Annotated in this window: 14 protein-coding genes, 2 tRNA genes, 1 pseudogene and 2 riboswitches; of the genes and pseudogenes, 6 read left to right on the plus strand and 11 right to left on the minus strand. The window is 51.6% G+C overall.

What is annotated here, in order from left to right:
* Window positions 1–28: 28 nt before the first annotated feature.
* The 6 genes from H1B31_RS11095 to H1B31_RS11120 form a co-directional block, all read right to left on the minus strand.
* Window positions 29–1,030, minus strand: coding sequence for an ABC transporter substrate-binding protein (locus H1B31_RS11095; RefSeq protein ID WP_185980366.1), 1,002 nt, complete (start codon window positions 1,028–1,030; stop codon window positions 29–31).
* Between the two features lie 69 nt (window positions 1,031–1,099).
* Complete coding sequence (locus H1B31_RS11100) at window positions 1,100–3,403, minus strand: TonB-dependent receptor (RefSeq protein WP_185980367.1); 2,304 nt, start codon at window positions 3,401–3,403, stop codon at window positions 1,100–1,102.
* A gap of 224 nt (window positions 3,404–3,627) precedes the next feature.
* A riboswitch (cobalamin riboswitch) is annotated at window positions 3,628–3,800 on the minus strand.
* A 191-nt stretch (window positions 3,801–3,991) separates the two neighbouring features.
* Window positions 3,992–4,750 (minus strand): ABC transporter ATP-binding protein, encoded by a 759-nt coding sequence (locus H1B31_RS11105; protein WP_185980368.1) that lies wholly within the window; start codon window positions 4,748–4,750, stop codon window positions 3,992–3,994.
* Window positions 4,751–4,766: 16 nt separating this feature from the next.
* Entirely contained in the window at window positions 4,767–5,816 is a 1,050-nt protein-coding gene (locus H1B31_RS11110; RefSeq protein ID WP_185980369.1) for a FecCD family ABC transporter permease, read from the minus strand.
* Complete coding sequence (locus H1B31_RS11115; protein WP_185980370.1) at window positions 5,813–6,820, minus strand: ABC transporter substrate-binding protein; 1,008 nt, start codon at window positions 6,818–6,820, stop codon at window positions 5,813–5,815. Before H1B31_RS11115 ends, H1B31_RS11110 begins: the two co-directional genes overlap by 4 nt.
* Before the next feature lie 65 nt (window positions 6,821–6,885).
* Window positions 6,886–9,123 (minus strand): TonB-dependent receptor, encoded by a 2,238-nt coding sequence (locus tag H1B31_RS11120; protein ID WP_264175546.1) that lies wholly within the window; start codon window positions 9,121–9,123, stop codon window positions 6,886–6,888.
* 123 nt (window positions 9,124–9,246) lie between these two features.
* Here H1B31_RS11120 and H1B31_RS11125 point away from each other — a divergent pair, with 123 nt between their 5' ends.
* Together H1B31_RS11125 and H1B31_RS11130 are read left to right on the plus strand one after the other, a co-directional pair.
* On the plus strand, window positions 9,247–9,585 hold the full coding sequence (locus H1B31_RS11125; protein WP_006696190.1) for a transposase: 339 nt from the start codon (window positions 9,247–9,249) through the stop codon (window positions 9,583–9,585).
* Complete coding sequence (locus tag H1B31_RS11130) at window positions 9,582–10,490, plus strand: IS3 family transposase (protein ID WP_006696189.1); 909 nt, start codon at window positions 9,582–9,584, stop codon at window positions 10,488–10,490. Before H1B31_RS11125 ends, H1B31_RS11130 begins: the two co-directional genes overlap by 4 nt.
* A 26-nt stretch (window positions 10,491–10,516) precedes the next feature.
* On the opposite strand, the gene H1B31_RS11135 is transcribed toward H1B31_RS11130, so the two are convergent.
* Complete coding sequence (locus tag H1B31_RS11135; protein WP_185980371.1) at window positions 10,517–10,693, minus strand: hypothetical protein; 177 nt, start codon at window positions 10,691–10,693, stop codon at window positions 10,517–10,519.
* A 204-nt stretch (window positions 10,694–10,897) separates the two neighbouring features.
* A riboswitch (cobalamin riboswitch) is annotated at window positions 10,898–11,069 on the minus strand.
* A 229-nt stretch (window positions 11,070–11,298) separates the two neighbouring features.
* Between H1B31_RS11135 and H1B31_RS11590 the strand changes: the two are divergent.
* The 4 genes and pseudogenes from H1B31_RS11590 (at window position 11,299) to H1B31_RS11155 (ending at window position 13,210) form a co-directional block, all read left to right on the plus strand.
* Window positions 11,299–12,116, plus strand: a pseudogene (locus tag H1B31_RS11590) (IS30 family transposase).
* 149 nt (window positions 12,117–12,265) lie between these two features.
* Window positions 12,266–12,342 (plus strand) — tRNA-Val (locus tag H1B31_RS11145).
* A gap of 42 nt (window positions 12,343–12,384) precedes the next feature.
* Window positions 12,385–12,460 (plus strand) — tRNA-Val (locus H1B31_RS11150).
* A 60-nt stretch (window positions 12,461–12,520) separates the two neighbouring features.
* Complete coding sequence (locus tag H1B31_RS11155) at window positions 12,521–13,210, plus strand: Crp/Fnr family transcriptional regulator (RefSeq protein WP_037347144.1); 690 nt, start codon at window positions 12,521–12,523, stop codon at window positions 13,208–13,210.
* Between the two features lie 104 nt (window positions 13,211–13,314).
* On the opposite strand, the gene bioB is transcribed toward H1B31_RS11155, so the two are convergent.
* The 4 genes from bioB to H1B31_RS11175 all read right to left on the minus strand — a co-directional run bounded on the left by bioB (window position 13,315) and on the right by H1B31_RS11175 (window position 17,831).
* Window positions 13,315–14,325 (minus strand): biotin synthase BioB, encoded by a 1,011-nt coding sequence (gene bioB / locus H1B31_RS11160; RefSeq protein WP_009441920.1) that lies wholly within the window; start codon window positions 14,323–14,325, stop codon window positions 13,315–13,317.
* A gap of 97 nt (window positions 14,326–14,422) precedes the next feature.
* On the minus strand, window positions 14,423–15,253 hold the full coding sequence (locus H1B31_RS11165) for a methyltransferase domain-containing protein (RefSeq protein WP_185980372.1): 831 nt from the start codon (window positions 15,251–15,253) through the stop codon (window positions 14,423–14,425).
* Entirely contained in the window at window positions 15,250–16,704 is a 1,455-nt protein-coding gene (locus H1B31_RS11170; protein ID WP_185980373.1) for an O-linked N-acetylglucosamine transferase, SPINDLY family protein, read from the minus strand. Before H1B31_RS11170 ends, H1B31_RS11165 begins: the two co-directional genes overlap by 4 nt.
* Window positions 16,701–17,831 carry a metallophosphoesterase gene (locus H1B31_RS11175; RefSeq protein WP_185981297.1) on the minus strand — a complete coding sequence of 377 codons (1,131 nt, stop codon included), beginning with the start codon at window positions 17,829–17,831 and terminating at the stop codon, window positions 16,701–16,703. Before H1B31_RS11175 ends, H1B31_RS11170 begins: the two co-directional genes overlap by 4 nt.
* Window positions 17,832–17,854: the final 23 nt, after the last annotated feature.

Genomic DNA, 17,854 nt, shown 5'->3' on the forward strand with positions numbered 1-17,854 from the left:
TTTAAGTCTAACTTTGGGGGGCAGGTCATTACATATTGGGATACAATCCCTTTTTGATCGCACGCAAACCATCAAGCGTCTTAATTCCCGGCGTGTAAATATAGCCAAAGGGAATCATATAGATACGCTTGTTTTGCACCGCACGCAGTGAGTTCAAGCGCACATTTCGAAAGAATGCCTCCGACTGCGCACGATGCCGCTCATCGAAATATACCGCAAATATTACATCGGGATTCTGCAGGATCATCTCCTCCACACCTGCCGATTCACTTTGAAGGGGCATACGCCCGCCCAAACGCCGTACCATATCTCCCACGATCCAGCCCTCATCATAGTTCATGACCTCGTTCCCATCAACCTCCACAACCATGACATCCTGCTGCTTCACCCTGTCATCCGTCCAGTCAATCTCCAACTCCGCATAAATATCCCGTATGACAGCATTCGTTTTCTCTTGCACGTCAAAAATCTGCCCCATATCATCTAAGAACTTACACTCATCTTCGATGGTCGCGGATTTTTTCACATGATTGGAAGTCGCGACAACATAGGATGGGATACTGCGCGCCTCCCACCATCGGATGCTGCCAAATCGGTGCGGAGAGAATGCAGATTTCCACCCAATAATAAAATCCGGCTGATAGGAAATCAGCTCTTCACGACTGATAAGCCGAGAAGAAATATGCGGTATTTTTTTGATCTCCTCCGGATATTCCCTTTTCAAATTTTCATAAAGGCCGCTTGCCGTGTTGCTAATTGATGCCCCAATAATCCGATCCCCAATCCCCAGCGGGATCAGGGTATTCAGCAAAACGCCATCGCATACAAAAACGCGGGAAGGTATTGTTGTGAGATAAATGGACCGTGGCTCCTCATTCGTATCAATATTTTGAATCTCGATTGACTCATGTCGTATATCATTAACGTAATTATTGCGCGGCTCGTCCATAACAGGATATGGATCCCGAACCATTGCAGCCGCTATGATAATGCCCCCCATAACAAACAATAACAGAATAGATTTTTTCATTGCTATAACACCTCAAACATAATGGCAAGTGGTTATCGAACCAACTTGCCATTATATTCTATGGAATTCTTAGAACGTATACTTCGCACCGATCATGAAACGACGTCCCGCCTCCGGCCAAGAGCCTTTTCCATGATACTCTGACACAATCGTTTCGTAGGATTGATTCGTGAGATTTGACACCGATGCATAGATCGTCATGTCATCATGCAGCTTGTAATTGATGTTGAAATCGAGCAGGAGTGCGCGCGCACTCGTAAATGCCGCCGTATTGCAGCCCGTATACCACGTTCCCGTCAGCGATGTATTGAGTTTGCCGTTCTCATAGACGAGATCCGCCATATAGACATTTGCAGGGCGCATGTCATTGATGGCAGCATTAACATTTCCGTTCGCCCATGTGAGTGCAGGGTCAAAGATGAGTCCATCCTTTGCAGAGAACTTGTCAAAGGCATGGGTGTAATTCAGCGTCAGCGACCAATGCGGGCGGAAACGGTGCGAAAGAGAAAGGTTGAACGCCTTCTTTACCTCTTTTGCATTGATGGACTTCGCAGTAAAATCTCCTTCATCATCGTCCCAAACGCTGTACTCCGTAATTGCATTGGCCATGTGCGTATAATTGTAGTGAACGGCAAGCGATGTGTCCTTGCTGAATGCGTGACGAACACCCACCGTCCATACATCGCCCTTTTCATCTTCGAGCGGACGCGGACCAAGATCGTTCGTATAGTCGTCCACCTTGATGGGACGGTGTATCCGGCTGTAGCCGAAATATGCACTCGTCGCCTTGTCAAAAGCATACTGCGTATTCAGTGACGGCGTAAAAATAGCGCCGCCCGAGGTTCGAATCGTTGATTCCACATCGGTTTTTGTCCGTTGACCGATGTCATTATAGCGTGCATAACGTACCGCAGGGGTCAGTTCCCATTTATCCGAGAGGAAAATCTTGTCCTGAAGATAGCCCGTCAGCGTACTGCGCTCCAAATGGTATATCTTTCCAGTACCAAGATAGATATGATCATACTCCGAACTGTCATACGACCATGTCGTCAGCACATTATGCTTCCCATACGCCTTACCAAGCTGCAGTTGGATTCCCTCATTGCCGAGACGGTCATACCACTTCCGAAAATCTCGCCCTTTGTAATGAGCCTTTGCCCATGCATACCATTCTGGGGTCTCCGGAACGGGCGTATCAGCAAGTATGTCCTCCTGTCCGTTCGATCCCCAATAACGCTCATTCTGCTGATAGACGCGCACAAAACTTTCCATCCCGCTGTCACGATGGAACACATAGGTCAAATCGTGATTGTTCTTGTTATAGGCGCTGAATGCTCCCGTTGCCGCCCAAATTGCCCACTTGGTACGGAATCCTGGGAATACAGACTCTCCCTTCGGGCTCCTTGGTGTCAGCCAATGCCTCTTAATGCGCTCCCAGTCCGTCGGATTAAAGTATTTATGGTCGGGCGCCGCCATCGGATAGTCTGCATCACTCTGCATGTGATTATGCGCAAAACGCAGCGTATGATTCTTGTCGAAATCGTAGTCGATACGGATATTCGCGGCCTCATCCTTATACCCCGTATTGACAAAGGTATAGGTGTTGCCGCTGAGACCGTCCTTATATTTGGAATCACCGCTCATCTCGCGGCTCAGCCCGACAAAGTATTTGAGACGGTTCTCATCGAGACTGCCTGCATAGCTGAGTTTATAGTTATGACGATGCCACGAGCCCGTCGAAATGTCGAGTGTCCCCTCCGTTTGATCGATACCTTTACGCGTGATAATGTTGATGACGCCACCCGTTGCGTCTGAGCCGTAGATCGAAGCGCCAGGTCCCTTGATGACTTCAATCTTCTCGATACCATTCATGTTAATTACTTGGTTAATATCGACATTTGCCTTTGTCTCAGCATCGGAGTAGGATCCAAAGATATCGCTCACAGAATTATCAACACGCCGTCCGTCAACAAGTACAACAACGCGATCATCACCGTTGATACTCACAACATTATGATTGTTGGCGATCTGAAACTCACCGCCGCGAAATCCTGGCGTGCGGACTAAAACCCCCGGTACATGCCGCAGTGCATCCGTCAGCTGCTCATAATGCCGTTTCTCTATCATATCCCGATCAATGACATTCACGTCGCCGCCCGTGCGGTAGTAGGACTGCTCCGTGATCACGTTGCCAAATGGGTCTTTGAGTTCTCCCTCGACCTCAATATCCTTTGTCGTATAAGAAACGGATTCTGTTGTTTCTTCAGTGGATTCAGACTCGTTCACTTCCTGTGCATGAACGTCAAGTCCCCCGTACGCAACAGTTGACAGTAAGATGCCAAGCACAGCAGACTTCTTCAGGTTCTTCTTCATTCAATCGGTCTCCTTATCACACATAGGTCACAAATACGGCTATACATTTATGGAAACAATGTCCGAATGCGTACATCCACATTTCGTTTCCAGTAATGCCATCGGCAAATCCGGTGAGATCCGCCTGATCGTCACAATCGCAACAAAACAAAAAGCCTTCTTGCTCGCTGGCAAAAAGGCATACAAAAAAATCTTATCGCGCCTTCCTGTCTCTCGCAGGGACGATACAGCGTTCCAACGAGGCAGTTCTTCTGGCTCTGCATCCTCGTCCTCCCCCGCCTTCCCGGTTTCCCAGTGACGTGTTGGGGGCGACTCCGCATCACAGCTGCGGGACAGCGCAGGTCTTTCACCTGCTTCTCTATTAAGCGCGGCGCACACCTCATCGGCAAATAATTCAATTATAATTTGGCTCTCAAGAACCTTATGTAGGGTATCATACTCCAAATTGTGTGTCAAGACAATTTTTTCTTAAATTCATTTGTTTTAGGCATATAAATAATTACTAGCAATCATATTCCCTGCGTTATGTCATTATTGTTTCGGATATCCCTGGGAGAGCTTGCCTCACAAATATAAAGGGAACAATTTCTATAGATGATACGAAATCACAATATTCCCATCTCCAAAGCGGTGAATTCTTGCCCGCACACCATACAATTCATAGATAAACTCATCTGTGAAAATCTCCTCGGGGGTTCCCTCTCTCAATATCATGCCGTCTTTCATCGCAATAATTCGATCGCAGTATGAGGCGGCGACATTGAGATCGTGAATCGCGGCAATCACCGTCAGATTCATCTGCCGAATATTTTCCATGATCTCCAATTGGTAGCGAATATCCAGATGATTCGTCGGCTCATCGAGAATCAGACAGGCAGTCGACTGCGTGAGCGCCCGCGCGAGAAGCACGCGCTGCTGCTCGCCGCCCGACAGACTGGAAAAGGGCTGCTCCTCAAAGGCTTCCATCCCGGTGAATGCCAAATAGCGCTTGGCAAGTTTATAGTCCTCTTCATGATAGCGCTCCAACATGCGCTTGTGGGGACTGCGCCCCATCAGAACGACCTCCAACACGCTGAAATCAAACGAGAACGCATGATGCTGGGCGAGCACAGCCTGTCGTGTCGCCGTTTCCCGTACCGAAAGATCATCCAGACGATCCCCGCCAAGGAACATGGTGCCGCCATCCGGACTGAGCACACGATAGATGCACTTGAGGAGCGTGCTCTTTCCACTCCCGTTCGGGCCGATAATGCCGACGAATTCCTTATTATGTACCGCAAGAGAAATTTTATTTAAAATCTGCCGCCCATCAAAACTCTTTTCCAACGCTTCTACGCGAATATCCATCACATGCTCACCCCACCTACGCGCCGCCAAAACCATACGTCCGCTTCACCATCAGATAGATAAAGCAGGGCGCTCCGATCATCGAAATCAGAATCCCGATCGGCAGTTCGGTCTGCGGAATAATCACGCGGCAGAGCACATCTGCCCAGACGAGAAAGATTGCGCCGGAGAGCGCTGCAATCGGCAGCAGCCTCCTGTGATCTGCGCCGACCAGCATGCGGCTGACGTGCGGGACGATAAGTCCGACAAAGCCGATCATGCCCGCCGCATAGACCGCAAAACCAACGAGAAGTGCACTGACAAGCAGATATGCTTGCCGATATCTATGCAGATCCACGCCGAGCGTGATCGCCGTATCATCTCCGAGGAGCATCAAATTCAAAATCTTTGCCTGCGTGTAGAAAAAGAACGGTATGATAATGCTCATCGGAATCATCACCTGCAGCGTCGACCATTTCGCCCCCGCCATGCTCCCCATCAGCCAGTATGTGATGGACTGGATGCCGTCCTTATCGTTCGCAAAGTAGACAATGAAACTGGCAAACGCGCTGCATACAGCGCTGAGCGCCATGCCCGCGAGCAGGAGCTTCACTGCATTCGCACGCCCTCCCATATTCGCAATGAAGACAATCGCAAGCGATATGGCAAAGGCACCGATGAATGCGGCGATCCCAACGAAGTTCTCACCCAGTGATACGCCAACACCAAGCAAAATTGCTGCCGTTGCGCCGAGAGAGGCACCGGAAGAAACGCCCAGAATATAGGGGTCAGCAAGCGGATTTTTCACAATCGCCTGCATGATGACACCCGATGTTGCAAGCCCCGCACCAATACACGCAGCCATGAGAATACGCGGCATACGGAGCAGCCATACAATATCATGCAGCGGCCCCTGCCCCGGCGCATCAATCGGCACACTGCTGCGCAGGGAGTCATAGACTGCGGATACCACATCTCCGACAGATAGGGATACCGTGCCAATCGTCAGTGCGCCCGCCATGCTGACGAGCAAAATCAAAAATAGTTCGAGAAGGATTACGGCATGCCGCCAATCTTTACGATTCATAATTCCGGATACAGCCCCCTCTTGATCGCCCGAATACCCTCCAATGTGTTGACTGCCGGGGTATACATATACCAGAACGGCAGCATATAGATCCGCTTGTTTTTCGATGCCTTCAACGAATTAAAGCGCACATCTCCTAAAAATTCCTCCGCATGCTTTCCGTGTTGAGGATTAAAATACACTACAAATATGACATCCGGATCATACGCAAACAGCACCTCTTCGCTCACACGACGGCTGGTAACAGGCATGTGCCCCCCCAGACGCTTCACCATATCTCCTACAAGCCATCCATCATCATAATTTGTAATCGCCCGTCCATTGATCTCGATAACCATAACGTCTTGCTTTTTTTGCTGCGCGATCCACTCACCATCCTTTTCCAGCTCAGCATGAATGGAATGGATAAGAGAATCCGTCTGATCTTTCACCTCAAAAATACGCCCGATATCATCCAGAAATTTACATTCGTCCTCAATAGTACCGTACTTCAATACATGATTCGATGTCGCAGCAATATAGGTATTGACCCCGCGTTCCTGCCACCATGAAACAGTTCCAAACCGCGACAATGTAAAGGCGGACTGCCATCCCATGATAAAGTCCGGAGCATAGGCGACAACCTGCTCCCTGTTCATTCCCTGCGGCGCGATATGCGGTACCTTCTCAAGCTCCTCAGGATACTCCTGCCGAATCCTCTCGTATGCGCCGCTCGACGCCCCACTGATCGATGCGGCAACGATCCTGTCGCCCTGTCCCAAAGCCAGCAATGATTCCAAAATACTGCCCTCACTCACAAAGACGCGTGATGGTATCTCTGTCAAATAGATTGAGCGTGGCTGCTTTGCCGTATCAAAGGTCTGTATCTCTACGAGATTCTGCCCCGTCTGGTGGATCAAAGCCTTTGTTTCAGACTCATCTCTATATATGGAGGAGCGCTCTCTCCCGAGCAAAAGGATCACGACTATAACGAGAACAACCAATAAGATCGAAATTCTTCTCATAAATAGAGCCCCTCAAACACAATGGCAAGCAGTCGCCCCCCCGCTTGCCATCGTGTATCTACATTTTAGAATGTGTATTTTGCGCCAATCACAAACGAACGACCGGGCATAGCCGCAGAGCCGATGCCATTGCGCGCGTTATACGTCGTTTCATAAGATTGATTTGTGAGATTGCTGACCACCATGTATACGTTGAAATCCTTCGCCACCTGATAGTTGATGTTCCAATCGAGGAGAAGGAATTGCCGCGAGGTAAATGCGCTCGTATTATTCCCCGTATACCAGTTTGCAAGCAATCCGGTATAGAGCTTCCGATTCTCATAGGAAAGATTCAGCGCATAATGATTTGCGGGTCGCAGGCGGTTGATCTGTACATTGATATCGTCAGCACTGACATATCCCCAGTTCGGATCGATTCTCATACCGTCTTTTGCCGACCACTTATCATACATGTGATCGTATGAGGCGCTCAGTGTCACATGGGGATTAAACTGATGATCCAGCGTTATGTTGAACGCGGTCTTCTTTTCCCGTGCATTGACCGCCGTTGCCGCAAAATCATTCAAACGGGTTGACCAGATGGGCAGCGTCGCAACAGCATTTGTCATATCTGTCCAGTTGTAGTTCACACCGATGGAGGTCTTATTGCCGAGCAACTTTTGCAAACCGATCGTCATTACATGACCTTCCTCGTCCTCCAACATGTTCGGATATTCCCCATTTGCAGTCGAATAGTCTCCCTCACGCAGTGGGCGGAAAATACGCGTCCAGCCAAAATACATACTCATCGTGTCGTCGAACATATACTGCGTATTGAGCGCATAGGTCAGTGCACTTGTCTTGCCCTTTCCCTGTTGCGTATCGCTAGAATTCGTATTCTCAAAGGAACTGTAATGCGAATAGCGCAACGCTGGAGTAACATCCCACTTGTCCGATACATGGATCTTATCCTGCACATATCCCGTTATTGTGTCACGAGACAGATGTGTCACGGAATAATCTCCCGCTCTCCGATTGCGCCACGTATAGTTTTTCGCCTTGTCATAATTGAAATCTGCAATAACATCATGCTTGCCAAGCGACTTTGCATATTGCAGCTCTATTCCGTTGTTTTCCTCACGGTGCCAGTCTGTGACAGGCGACACGCCCCCCGTCTTTGCTACCCATTCATCCATCGCCTTTTTATCCCCACCTGGGAACGGCGCCAAATGTTCTTTCATCCACGCATACATTTGCTCATAAGTAGTTCCTGTCGGGAACGTATTGTTGTATTCATCATAACCTACACCGGCACCATTTCCACCGCCGCCGCCGAATTTCGAAAATTGAAATGCAGCGCGCCCCCTATAAATATGGTTCTGATAATAGGCACGGACGAAGCTCTCCATTCCCTTATCTTTATTGAAGGTATATACCAAATCCCAGTCGTTATTATTAAAGTCGTTGGAGATGTCATACATATATCGTGTCAGATAGACATTGTGATACCCCGGCTGACGCTGATCCGTCCACCATTGCCCCTTTTCTGTGAGCTTGTGGTTCGAATCGTAGCGCCCCACGACGATCTCGAATAAAATACGGTACCAATCTCTTTCATTCCAATACTTTGCGCTCGGTGTTGCAACGGGATAACCATCCCGTCCGCTTTTGTGGTTATACCATAACCTCAAGCTATGCTTTTTGTCAAAATCCTTGTCGATTCGAATATTTGCTCCGTCTTCTCTATAACGAGAACCCGGCAGGCGAATGACATCACCCGTCTGTCCGTCCTTGAATTCTGTATCGCCGGACATCGTGCGATTCATCGAAACAAAATAATGCAGAGAGTTATCATGATCCAGAGAACCGGAATAGCTAAATGAATAATTATGCTTATTCCACGACCCGCTTGCCAGATCAATCGTCCCAACTGTGCTGTAGCCACCTTTGCGCGTAATGATATTAATTACGCCGCCGGTTGCATCCGGTCCGTAAGCTGAGGCGCCGGGGCCCTTGATCACTTCAATCTTTTCGATATTTTCCATATTCGTGACCTGATCGAGATTGACGCCCGTAGATTTTGTGCCACGTCGGCTCGAACCGCTGATACGTTGGCTCGCAGCATTGTCAACGCGGCGCCCATCGACCAGAATAATGACACGCGAATCACCATTGATCAGAACACCATTGTTATACGCTACATATCCATACTCACCGCCGCGATACCCGGGATTCTGGAAGGTCACGCCGGGAATCCGTTTAATTGCCTCTGTCACATCTGTGTAATGCCGCTTCTCAATTTCTTCGCGTGTTATGACCTTCACATCACCGCCTGTGCGGTAGTATGACTGTTCCGTTACCGTGTCATTGTGATGTTGTATAAATAAAGTTGACAACTTCTCTGCAAGGATTTTAGATAAAGTCAAAGAGGAGAAGGAGAGATCAAAATGGCAACAAACAGACAATACGATCACGAATTTAAGGTGCAGGCAATCAAGCTGGCGCAGGAAATCGGTCAGGCGAAAGCCGCCAAAGAGCTGGGAATTTCCAAGAACACAATGTATACATGGATGCGTGCTCATCGGCTTGGATATTTGGATCTTGGGTGTGGCACGCAAACACCGCAGAGTGCCCTAAGTCTGCACGAGGAACTCGTACAGCTTCGTGCACAACTCAAAGCACAGGAGAAGGAAATTCGACGGCTAAAGAAAGAGAATGACTTTCTGGAGGAAGCAAGCGCTTTTTTCGCCGCGAGCCGTCTGAAGTCAACAAAAACGAACGCATGAAGTTGATTGCGTTCAAGACCTCAGATGGCGCCCTCAAAGGAAATATCAGCTTCTGCTGCAAGATGCTCCATGTCACGAGACAGGGATTTTATCAGTATTTGACGAGCAAAGACCGCCCATGGAAATATCAGGAACTTGCCGACGCCATGATGCAGATTCATGCAGAGGACGAATGCAACGACACCTACGGAAGAATCCGCATGTATCAGGCACTCAAGATCAAACAGCCGGAAGGCGTCCGTATTCCGAGTGAACGAACTGTTTACCGTGTTATGGAAGAGATTGGCTTAAGTCATCGCCCCAATCATAGACCGAACGGTATCACCAAAACAGATCATAAGGCACAGATGTCAGAGGATCTCATGGGGCGCGATTTTACTGCCGACACACCTCTTTCCAAGTGTGTCACTGACATGACAAAGATTCCGGCGTATGACGGAAAACTCTACATTTCAGCACTCTTTGACTGTTATGATGCCAGCGTGCTCGGACTGTCTATGGACACGAACATGAAGGCTTCTCTATGCGTAAGGATGCTGGATAACGCTATGCTCTCCTACCCAAAGCTCAGGGGAGCAATCCTGCACTCGGATCGCGGCAGCCAGTATACGAGTCAGCTGTATCGGGAGGCAATTCATACCTATGGGATTCGTCAAAGCATGAACAGTGCCGGTGGACGCTGTCATGACAATGCGCGCTGTGAGAGTATGTGGGCGCGCATGAAGTCCGAGCTGCTCTATGGACGCTATGACACAAAGAAGATGACAATCGAAGAGTTGAAGGTACTGGTTTGGCGATACTTCATGAGCTATTGGAACAACCGTCGGATTTGTTCAACAAACGGGGGGCTTCCTCCGATGGTGAAGCGGCGTCAGTTCTATGACTCTATTGCCGCAGCTACTTAAGCGTTCATTCCCTTGTGAGAAATTTGTCAACTGTTCTTGACAATATCATTGAACTGGTTGACCGTCTGCTCCGCCTCTACGACGATATTGTCAATCGTATAGTGCTGGAGATTCTCATCGTGTCCTGCATACGCAAAGTTCTGACCCATACCTGCACTGACAAGCGCGGCCAGAATCGACAGAGTAAGATTCCTTTTTTTCATAAAAATTTTACCTCCCTGTTAATCGGACAGTATTTCCCTGTCCCATATTTCCCATTGCTTTATCCAGTCTTAGCGATAAAGCAAAATACAGCGTGATACATTTGCTGCATTAAAAAGCAAACAAAAAGCCTTCTTGCTCCCCACAGCAAAAAGGCACACGAAACACATAAAAATAATCGCGCCTTCCTGTCTCTCGCAGGGACGATACAGCGTTCCAATCGGGCAGTTCTTCTGGCTCTGCTTCCTCGTCTTCTCCGCCTTCCCAGTTTCCCAGTGACGTATTGGAGTTGACTCTGCATTACAGCTGCGGGACAGCGCAGGTCTTTCACCTGCTTCTCTATAAAGTGCGATGCACACCCGATCGGCAAAGTATTCAATTGTGATTTAATTCCCAAAATCTTTCCGTAGATTATCATAGAATAAACAAAACGTCAAGGGATTTTAATCGAAATCACTGTCTTTTACATAGAATTACTATTGGTAATCGTATTCCATACTGTTAATCATAGGTTCATTGTAAAATGAAATCGGACACATAAAAAAGTAGAACATACAGAATCAATCTGGTAAAATATCTTTGCACAAACACCACCAGGAGGTTCTGTATGTCCCACGCACATTCTACCACAAAACGCCGCACATTCAAACACTTAAACGCCTATCAGCGCGGGCAGATCGAGGCGATGCTGCGTCTTGGTGTTCCCAAGGTGAAAATCGCCAAAGACCTTGGCATCGCCCGCTCCACTTTGTACGAGGAAATAAAGCGCGGCACGGTAACGCAGAAGCGTTCCGATTGGACGTACTACGAGCAGTATTTTGCACAGTCCGGTCAAATTCGCTATGAGCGCAATCGTGAGAACTCCGGAAAACCGTCCAAATTTAACGCAGCACACGACTTCATCCGGTATGTAGAAAATGCCATTCTCAAAGACAAACACTCTCCTGATCCTTTGGAAATTGGGAACTTGACACCATCGTCGGAAAAAAGGGAACGGATCCTGTTCTACTTGCCGCAGATGAACGTAAGAAGCGAAAAAGACATCTTATAAAGATTCGTGCAAAGACCGCAGAGGCGGTTGCCGAAGGGCTTGCCAAACTAAGAGAGCTCTATGGGGCACAATTTTCACAGGTATTTCGTACGATCACCTGCGACAATGGGAGCGAGTTTGCTCGTCTGCAAGAAGCTGTTCCGGAGGTGAAGGTGTACTATGCTCATCCTTACGCCCCTTGGGAACGTGGAACGAACGAGAAGCAGAATGCACTCGTTCGGTATTTCATTCCGAAGGGCATGGATATGACGAACTTGAGCGAGGAAGAAGTGCAGCACGTAGAGGATTGGATCAATACGCTGCCACGCAAGATTCTAGGTTATGAAACGCCACAAGAGCGCTTCGATGCCGCGCTAAAAAATCTTCGTCCATAAATTTTGATTCTGTTATGCTCGACTGTCCGATTTGATATTGCAATTTAGGTGTTGATTCACTGCTGTATAATTTAGAAAATACGGGTTGACAGAGTGCTTGTTCATCTGTTATAATCCATCTTGTCGTTTGGACATGAACGGCGAAAAATGGGGTTATAGCTCAGTTGGTTAGAGTGTCTCGTTGACATCGAGGAGGTCACAAGTTCGAATCTTGTTAACCCCACCATTTGTTTTCTCATCCGCATGTGTGCGGATTTTTTTATCTCAGGCTCACTTAGCTCAGTTGGTAGAGCATCTCCGTCACATGGAGGGGGTCGGGGGTTCGAATCCCTCAGTGAGCACCATGTATGTATCTGATGCCGTCCTATGTGGGCGGTTTTTTCGTATATATGCAGGAGTATGCCATGAGCAAAGAAAACGCTGCCCAAATTCTCGCCGAGACCAGTCTCGCGCAGGGTATGAACGAGGAGGATGTAGCGGAGCTGCTTGCCTCCAGTGACGTGGCGCTGCGCTCCTACCCGAAGGGCGCAGTCATTTTCCACGACGGGGATCTCCCTCACTCGCTTTACATTCTGCTCGAGGGCGAGGTGCACATCCTCAAGGACACGTACTCAGGACGGCAGATCTTCATCTCGGAGATCGACCGCCCCGGCGATATGTTCGGCGAGGTCTACGAGGTGCTGAAACGCCCATACGATATGTACGTGCGTGCTGTGACAAAGGTAAAGCTGCTCGAGGTATCAAGCCACCTCTTCACGCTCGATGTCGGCGAGACACCACGCCGCTCTGCACTGATCGTGCAGCGCAACCTCATGAAGATCTTTGCGGGCAAGGCGTATGCAATGCACACAAAGCTGAAAATTCTCGCGAGCGGCACGCTGCGTGAGAAGATTGTCCGCTACCTCTTCCCTCATATTGACGAAAAAGGGCAGATTGCACTTAAGGTAAGCCGTGAGTTCATTGCCGCCTATCTCGCTGTCAGCCGCCCTTCCCTCTCGCGCGAGCTGAGCGCGATGCAGCGCGAGGGTATCATCGAGGCGACGGGGCGCAGTATACGGATTTTGGATATGGAACAATTCGAGGAGTATCTGTAACCTGCCCCCTCCATTCAAATATCTTTCCCCAACACAAAAGCAGAGCTGCCGTACCATTTCGTACAGCAGCTCTGCTTTTTATGTAAATGTTGTAGGAATCAATGTCATCGTGCGCCGCACGTCCCCGTCGAGACGCTGCAGTCTTCGTCACGGTTTGTGAAGCCCATCTCTTGGATGAGTTCCATATCCTCGGCGATGGTTGTCCCCGATGTCGTGAGCATATTGCCCGTGATGGATGCGGACGCACCCGCGCGAAACGCCGTCGCTCCGTTCTCGGGAAGGAGCTTGCGCCCTGCGCCAAGGCGGATGTTCGCCGTTGGATTGATGAAGCGGAAAATCGCAATCGTTCTGAGAATATCCTCGCCCGAGAGAGGCGCGAGATGTTCGAGCGGCGTGCCCGGAATTGCCATGAGCGAGTTCAGCGGGATGGACTCGATGCCGAGCTCCTGCAGTGCGAATGCCATGTCGAAGCGATCCTCCCACGTCTCCCCCATGCCGATGATACCGCCTGAGCAGACGCAGAGCCCCTCCGCCTGTGCCGCCTTGATCGTGCGAATGCGGTCGGCGTAGCTGTGCGTCGTGCAGATCTCGGGGAAGTAGCGCTCCGAGGTCTCGATGTTGTGATGATAGCTCGTCACACCTGCCTCGCGCAGGCGACGGAACTGACTGCGCGTGAGCAGCCCGTGCGAGGCACAGAGGTCGATGGAAAGCGTGCGGCGCATCTCCTTGTAGGCATCCAGTGCCTGCTCAAACTCCGTCCCCGAGAGCGCCCCGCCCGACGTAACGATGGAGAAACGGTTCGCACCCGCGTCCTGATTCGCCTTTGCATGCGCAATCAGATCCGTCTGTGCCATAAAGCCATAGGTGTCAACGCCCGTCTTATGTCGCCCTGCCTGTGCGCAGTACTTGCAGTCCTCTCCGCAGCGGCCGCTGCGTCCGTTGACGATCGTACACAGGTCGATGTGGTTCCCGCAAAAATGCTTTTGGAGGCGGTATGCTCCCTCGCCAAGCTCCTCAACGGGCGTATCCATAAAGATGGAGCGGTCGTCTGCACGGCTGACACGATACCCCGCGATGACCTTCTTCGTCAGTTCGTTGACACGATTTACGCGCATAAAAAAATACCTGCCTTGTCATAGATTATGTTTATGTCATCTATTATAAGGCAGGTTTTTTATTCCGTCAACTAAATATTTAGTTATGGTTTACTTTTTATATGTCAGCAAGCACTCCTGTGAGCAGTGACCGTACACGTTCTTCATGCACACAGACCTCTGCAACGAAATCCGAAAGATAGTCGTAAAAGATTCCCTCGCGCATACAGAGTTCGCGCAGCTCCGTCACAGCATGCTCTGCCGCAATATCATACTCGATGCGATGCAGGAGACGTGCCATCATGCGGCGCGACTCCTGCGAGAAGAACAGCTTGAGGTTCGCCGCAGCCGCCGTACTGCGCGATGCCTGTATGAGCCACGTGCGCGTTATGAGGTCGTCGCTGAAGTTTTGAAAGCCTTCCACAGCCCATGCCTCCCCCGCCGACGGATCGTCGTCGCGCTCCCCCGCAAAGAAGTGGATTTCCTTGTAGAGCGTATCATTGAGGAGACGCACAATCTCGGGCTTTGCGTACAGGTGACGGTCGCCGCGCACGCGGAACTCGCCGTCACGCAGAGCCGCAAGCACGCGATGATAGCGGATGTTGGTGTAGCAGGTGTAGAGGGTTCCCGTTTCTTTGAGCGCACGGTTCAGAGCCATGAGCGCGTCATACGGCTCATAGGCGCACTCAATCGCAAACGCCGAAATGATACGGTCAAACGTCTCCTCCGCAAACGGTAACGTGTCGCGCCGCCAGTCGAAGATGTGCCAGTGCACGCCGAGCGCGGCAACAATCTCATTCTCCGCAATCTCCTCGTATGGCGTAACGGCGTGCATCTCGGCGTACGGGTACATCTCCCGCAGCCGCGCAAGGTGCTCCGAGCCGTCGACGACAAGGATGCAAAGGCGTTCCGCACTCGGTGCAAGGAGTTCAAGCAGCTCCGTCCTCACCGCGAAAAGTCCCCGCGCTCTGCCCAGATGCGTTCGATCGCGTCCGTAACTGCACTGAGGTAGGATGCCCCATCCATCAATGCAGACTTCTCCGCCTCTCCACGCAGTGCTGTACGGCTTGCACGCACGGCAGCAATATCCTCTGCCATCCGCACGGCAAGATTCTCATACGTGCGCGCATCGTCCGCAATCCACTCCGCATGCCCCGCCGCCGTGAGCATGGACGCGCCGAGGCGTGCTGCGTGCGTTTCCCCGCGCATGGTGACGACGGGCACGCCCATGTAGAGCGCCGTTGCCGTCGACGCGCCCCCCGCATACGGGAAGGTGTCGAGCGCGATGTCGATGTCCCCGTAGTCCCCGAGATAGTCGCGCTTTCCCGTGCGGACGAAGATGCGCTTTGCGGGCAGCTTCAGCCCCTCGATCATCTCGAGGATTGTCGTCACACGCAGCGGGCTGTCCACGGCGGCATCCTGGAGGACGAGCTGCGACTTCGGCAGCTTTTTCAGAATGCGTCCCCAGAGTTTCAGCGACTCCTCATTGCTCTTCATGAAGTTCTGCATGACACCGAACATCACGGGCGCATCTGCGGGACGCTCTGCCACCGTGCTTGCACGCATCGCCACATCTGGCGTGAAGCAGAATGCGTGCGGCAGACGCAGAAGCTGCTCGCTGTAGAACTCCTCCGCGCCCGCAGGGGACAGCACCGCATCCGTCAGGAAGCCGTCGACGAACGGCACGCCTGTTGTCGCAAACCAACCAATCCCCGAGATTTGCACGGGCGCAGGGCGGCGTGCGAGCACCATGAGGGTCATGCCGCCGTCCGTGTGTCCGCCGAGGTCGAAGAGCACGTCGATCTCATCCGCGCGGATTGCCTCCGCCTGTTCCTCGATGGAGCGATTGGCGAGCTCGCGATAGTTCAATGCGCCGCACAGTTCCTCCGTAAAATCATCCACACGGTCGTCGAGCGCGTACGCGTAGACATCGAATTTCTCCGTCAGCCCGCGCATCAGCCCTTCGTAGAAGAGGGAGGACGAAGAGGCGAGGAAGTGCTGCGCGATAAAGCCGATGCGCAGACGTGCATGATGAACGTCCGCACGCAGCGGAAGCGGCTCCTCGTGACGATAGAGCGTCGCGTACATATCAAACTGCGCCTTGAGCTCCTTCGGCGTCAGATTCGGGACGGCATGACAGAGATAGAGATAGTTGGAGAAATGCGAGCGCTGGCTGCGCAGATATTTGTCCTCCGTCGCTGCCTCGAAATACGCGGCAATTGCGCCCTCCGTATCGGCGAGTGCACCGCAGCACGCGCCCATCATCTCGGAGAAACGCCACTGCTCATCGGCGGGGATCTCCTCGTGCGCGCGCAGATAGAGGATCGCCTCAATCGCCTCATAGATATACCCTGTGTGAATGTCCTCGCGAATCGCCGTGTAGTCATCCATCCAGCTCATCGTTCTACTCTCTCCAATCTAAAATATGCAATCTCCGGCGGACAGCCGATCCGCAGCGGAAACCAGCTCCCATTGCCTGTATGGACGTAGCCGTAATTCTCACCAATGCGCACCATGCCGCGCGTGTACTTGAACACGGGAAAGAGCGGCTGTCCGAGGATGCCGAACTGACTCCCGTGCGTGTGCCCCGTCAGCGTCAGCGGCACGCCGCCATGCGCCGCCGCATCGTCGATGAACTCGGGATGATGCGCGAGCAAGACCGTCACCGCATCTGCAGGCACATTCTGCATCGCCGCCGCAAAGTACGCCTCTTTCTCGGGATAGAACGCCTCGCCGCGCGCAAACGGATAATCCGTCCCCGCAATCCAGAGCGTGCCGCGTCCCGTAACCTGCGCCGCACTGTTCCGAACGACGTACACACGTCCCTCGCGCTGCATGCGGTCGACGAGCGGGCGCGCATTCCGATAGTATTCGTGGTTGCCGATGCAGTACCAGATGCCGTCGCGCCAGTCGCCCGCGTGCGCGGCAAGCACCTCAGCCGCCGCCTCGTTCAGCGGCTCGTCGTCGAAGACATCCCCCGTCACGGCGAGGAGATCGGCACCGCCGCGCGCAACCTCCGCAAGCAGCGCGTCGAACTCCTCCACGGAGAAGTACGTCCCGAGATGCACGTCGCTGATCTGCGCGATCACCATGCCGTCCGCCTCGGACGGAAGATTTTTGACGGGAATCACATAGTCGCGCCGCACCGTTTGATGCCGTTCAATGAATGCACCGTAGCTGCTGAGAAGAAAGCCCGCCGCAGGATAGAGCGCTGCATTTTTCAGCACGCGCCGCCGCTCCGCAGAATACGGAACGCCGCGTATTCTGCGCCAGATGAAACGCAGGAGGACGGCAAGCACGACAAAGGCTAGGACAATCAGCTGACCAACGAGAAAGAGGATGATCGGCAGCGTCAGAAGTCCCGCCCAACCGTCCGTGCGGTGCGTGCTGAACAGATAGAACAGCCCGCCAACCGCCGCAATTTCAAAAACAACAATCCCAATGCGCGCCGTCAGGAGCATTTTACCCTCAGCGAGATAGCGCAGGAAGAAGACAGACAGTCCAAGACAGGCGAGCACGACGAGCATGAAAATTGTCAACGCGGTGAGCA

The sequence above is a fragment of the Selenomonas timonae genome (assembly GCF_014250475.1).
GTDB lineage: Bacteria > Bacillota > Negativicutes > Selenomonadales > Selenomonadaceae > Centipeda > Centipeda timonae.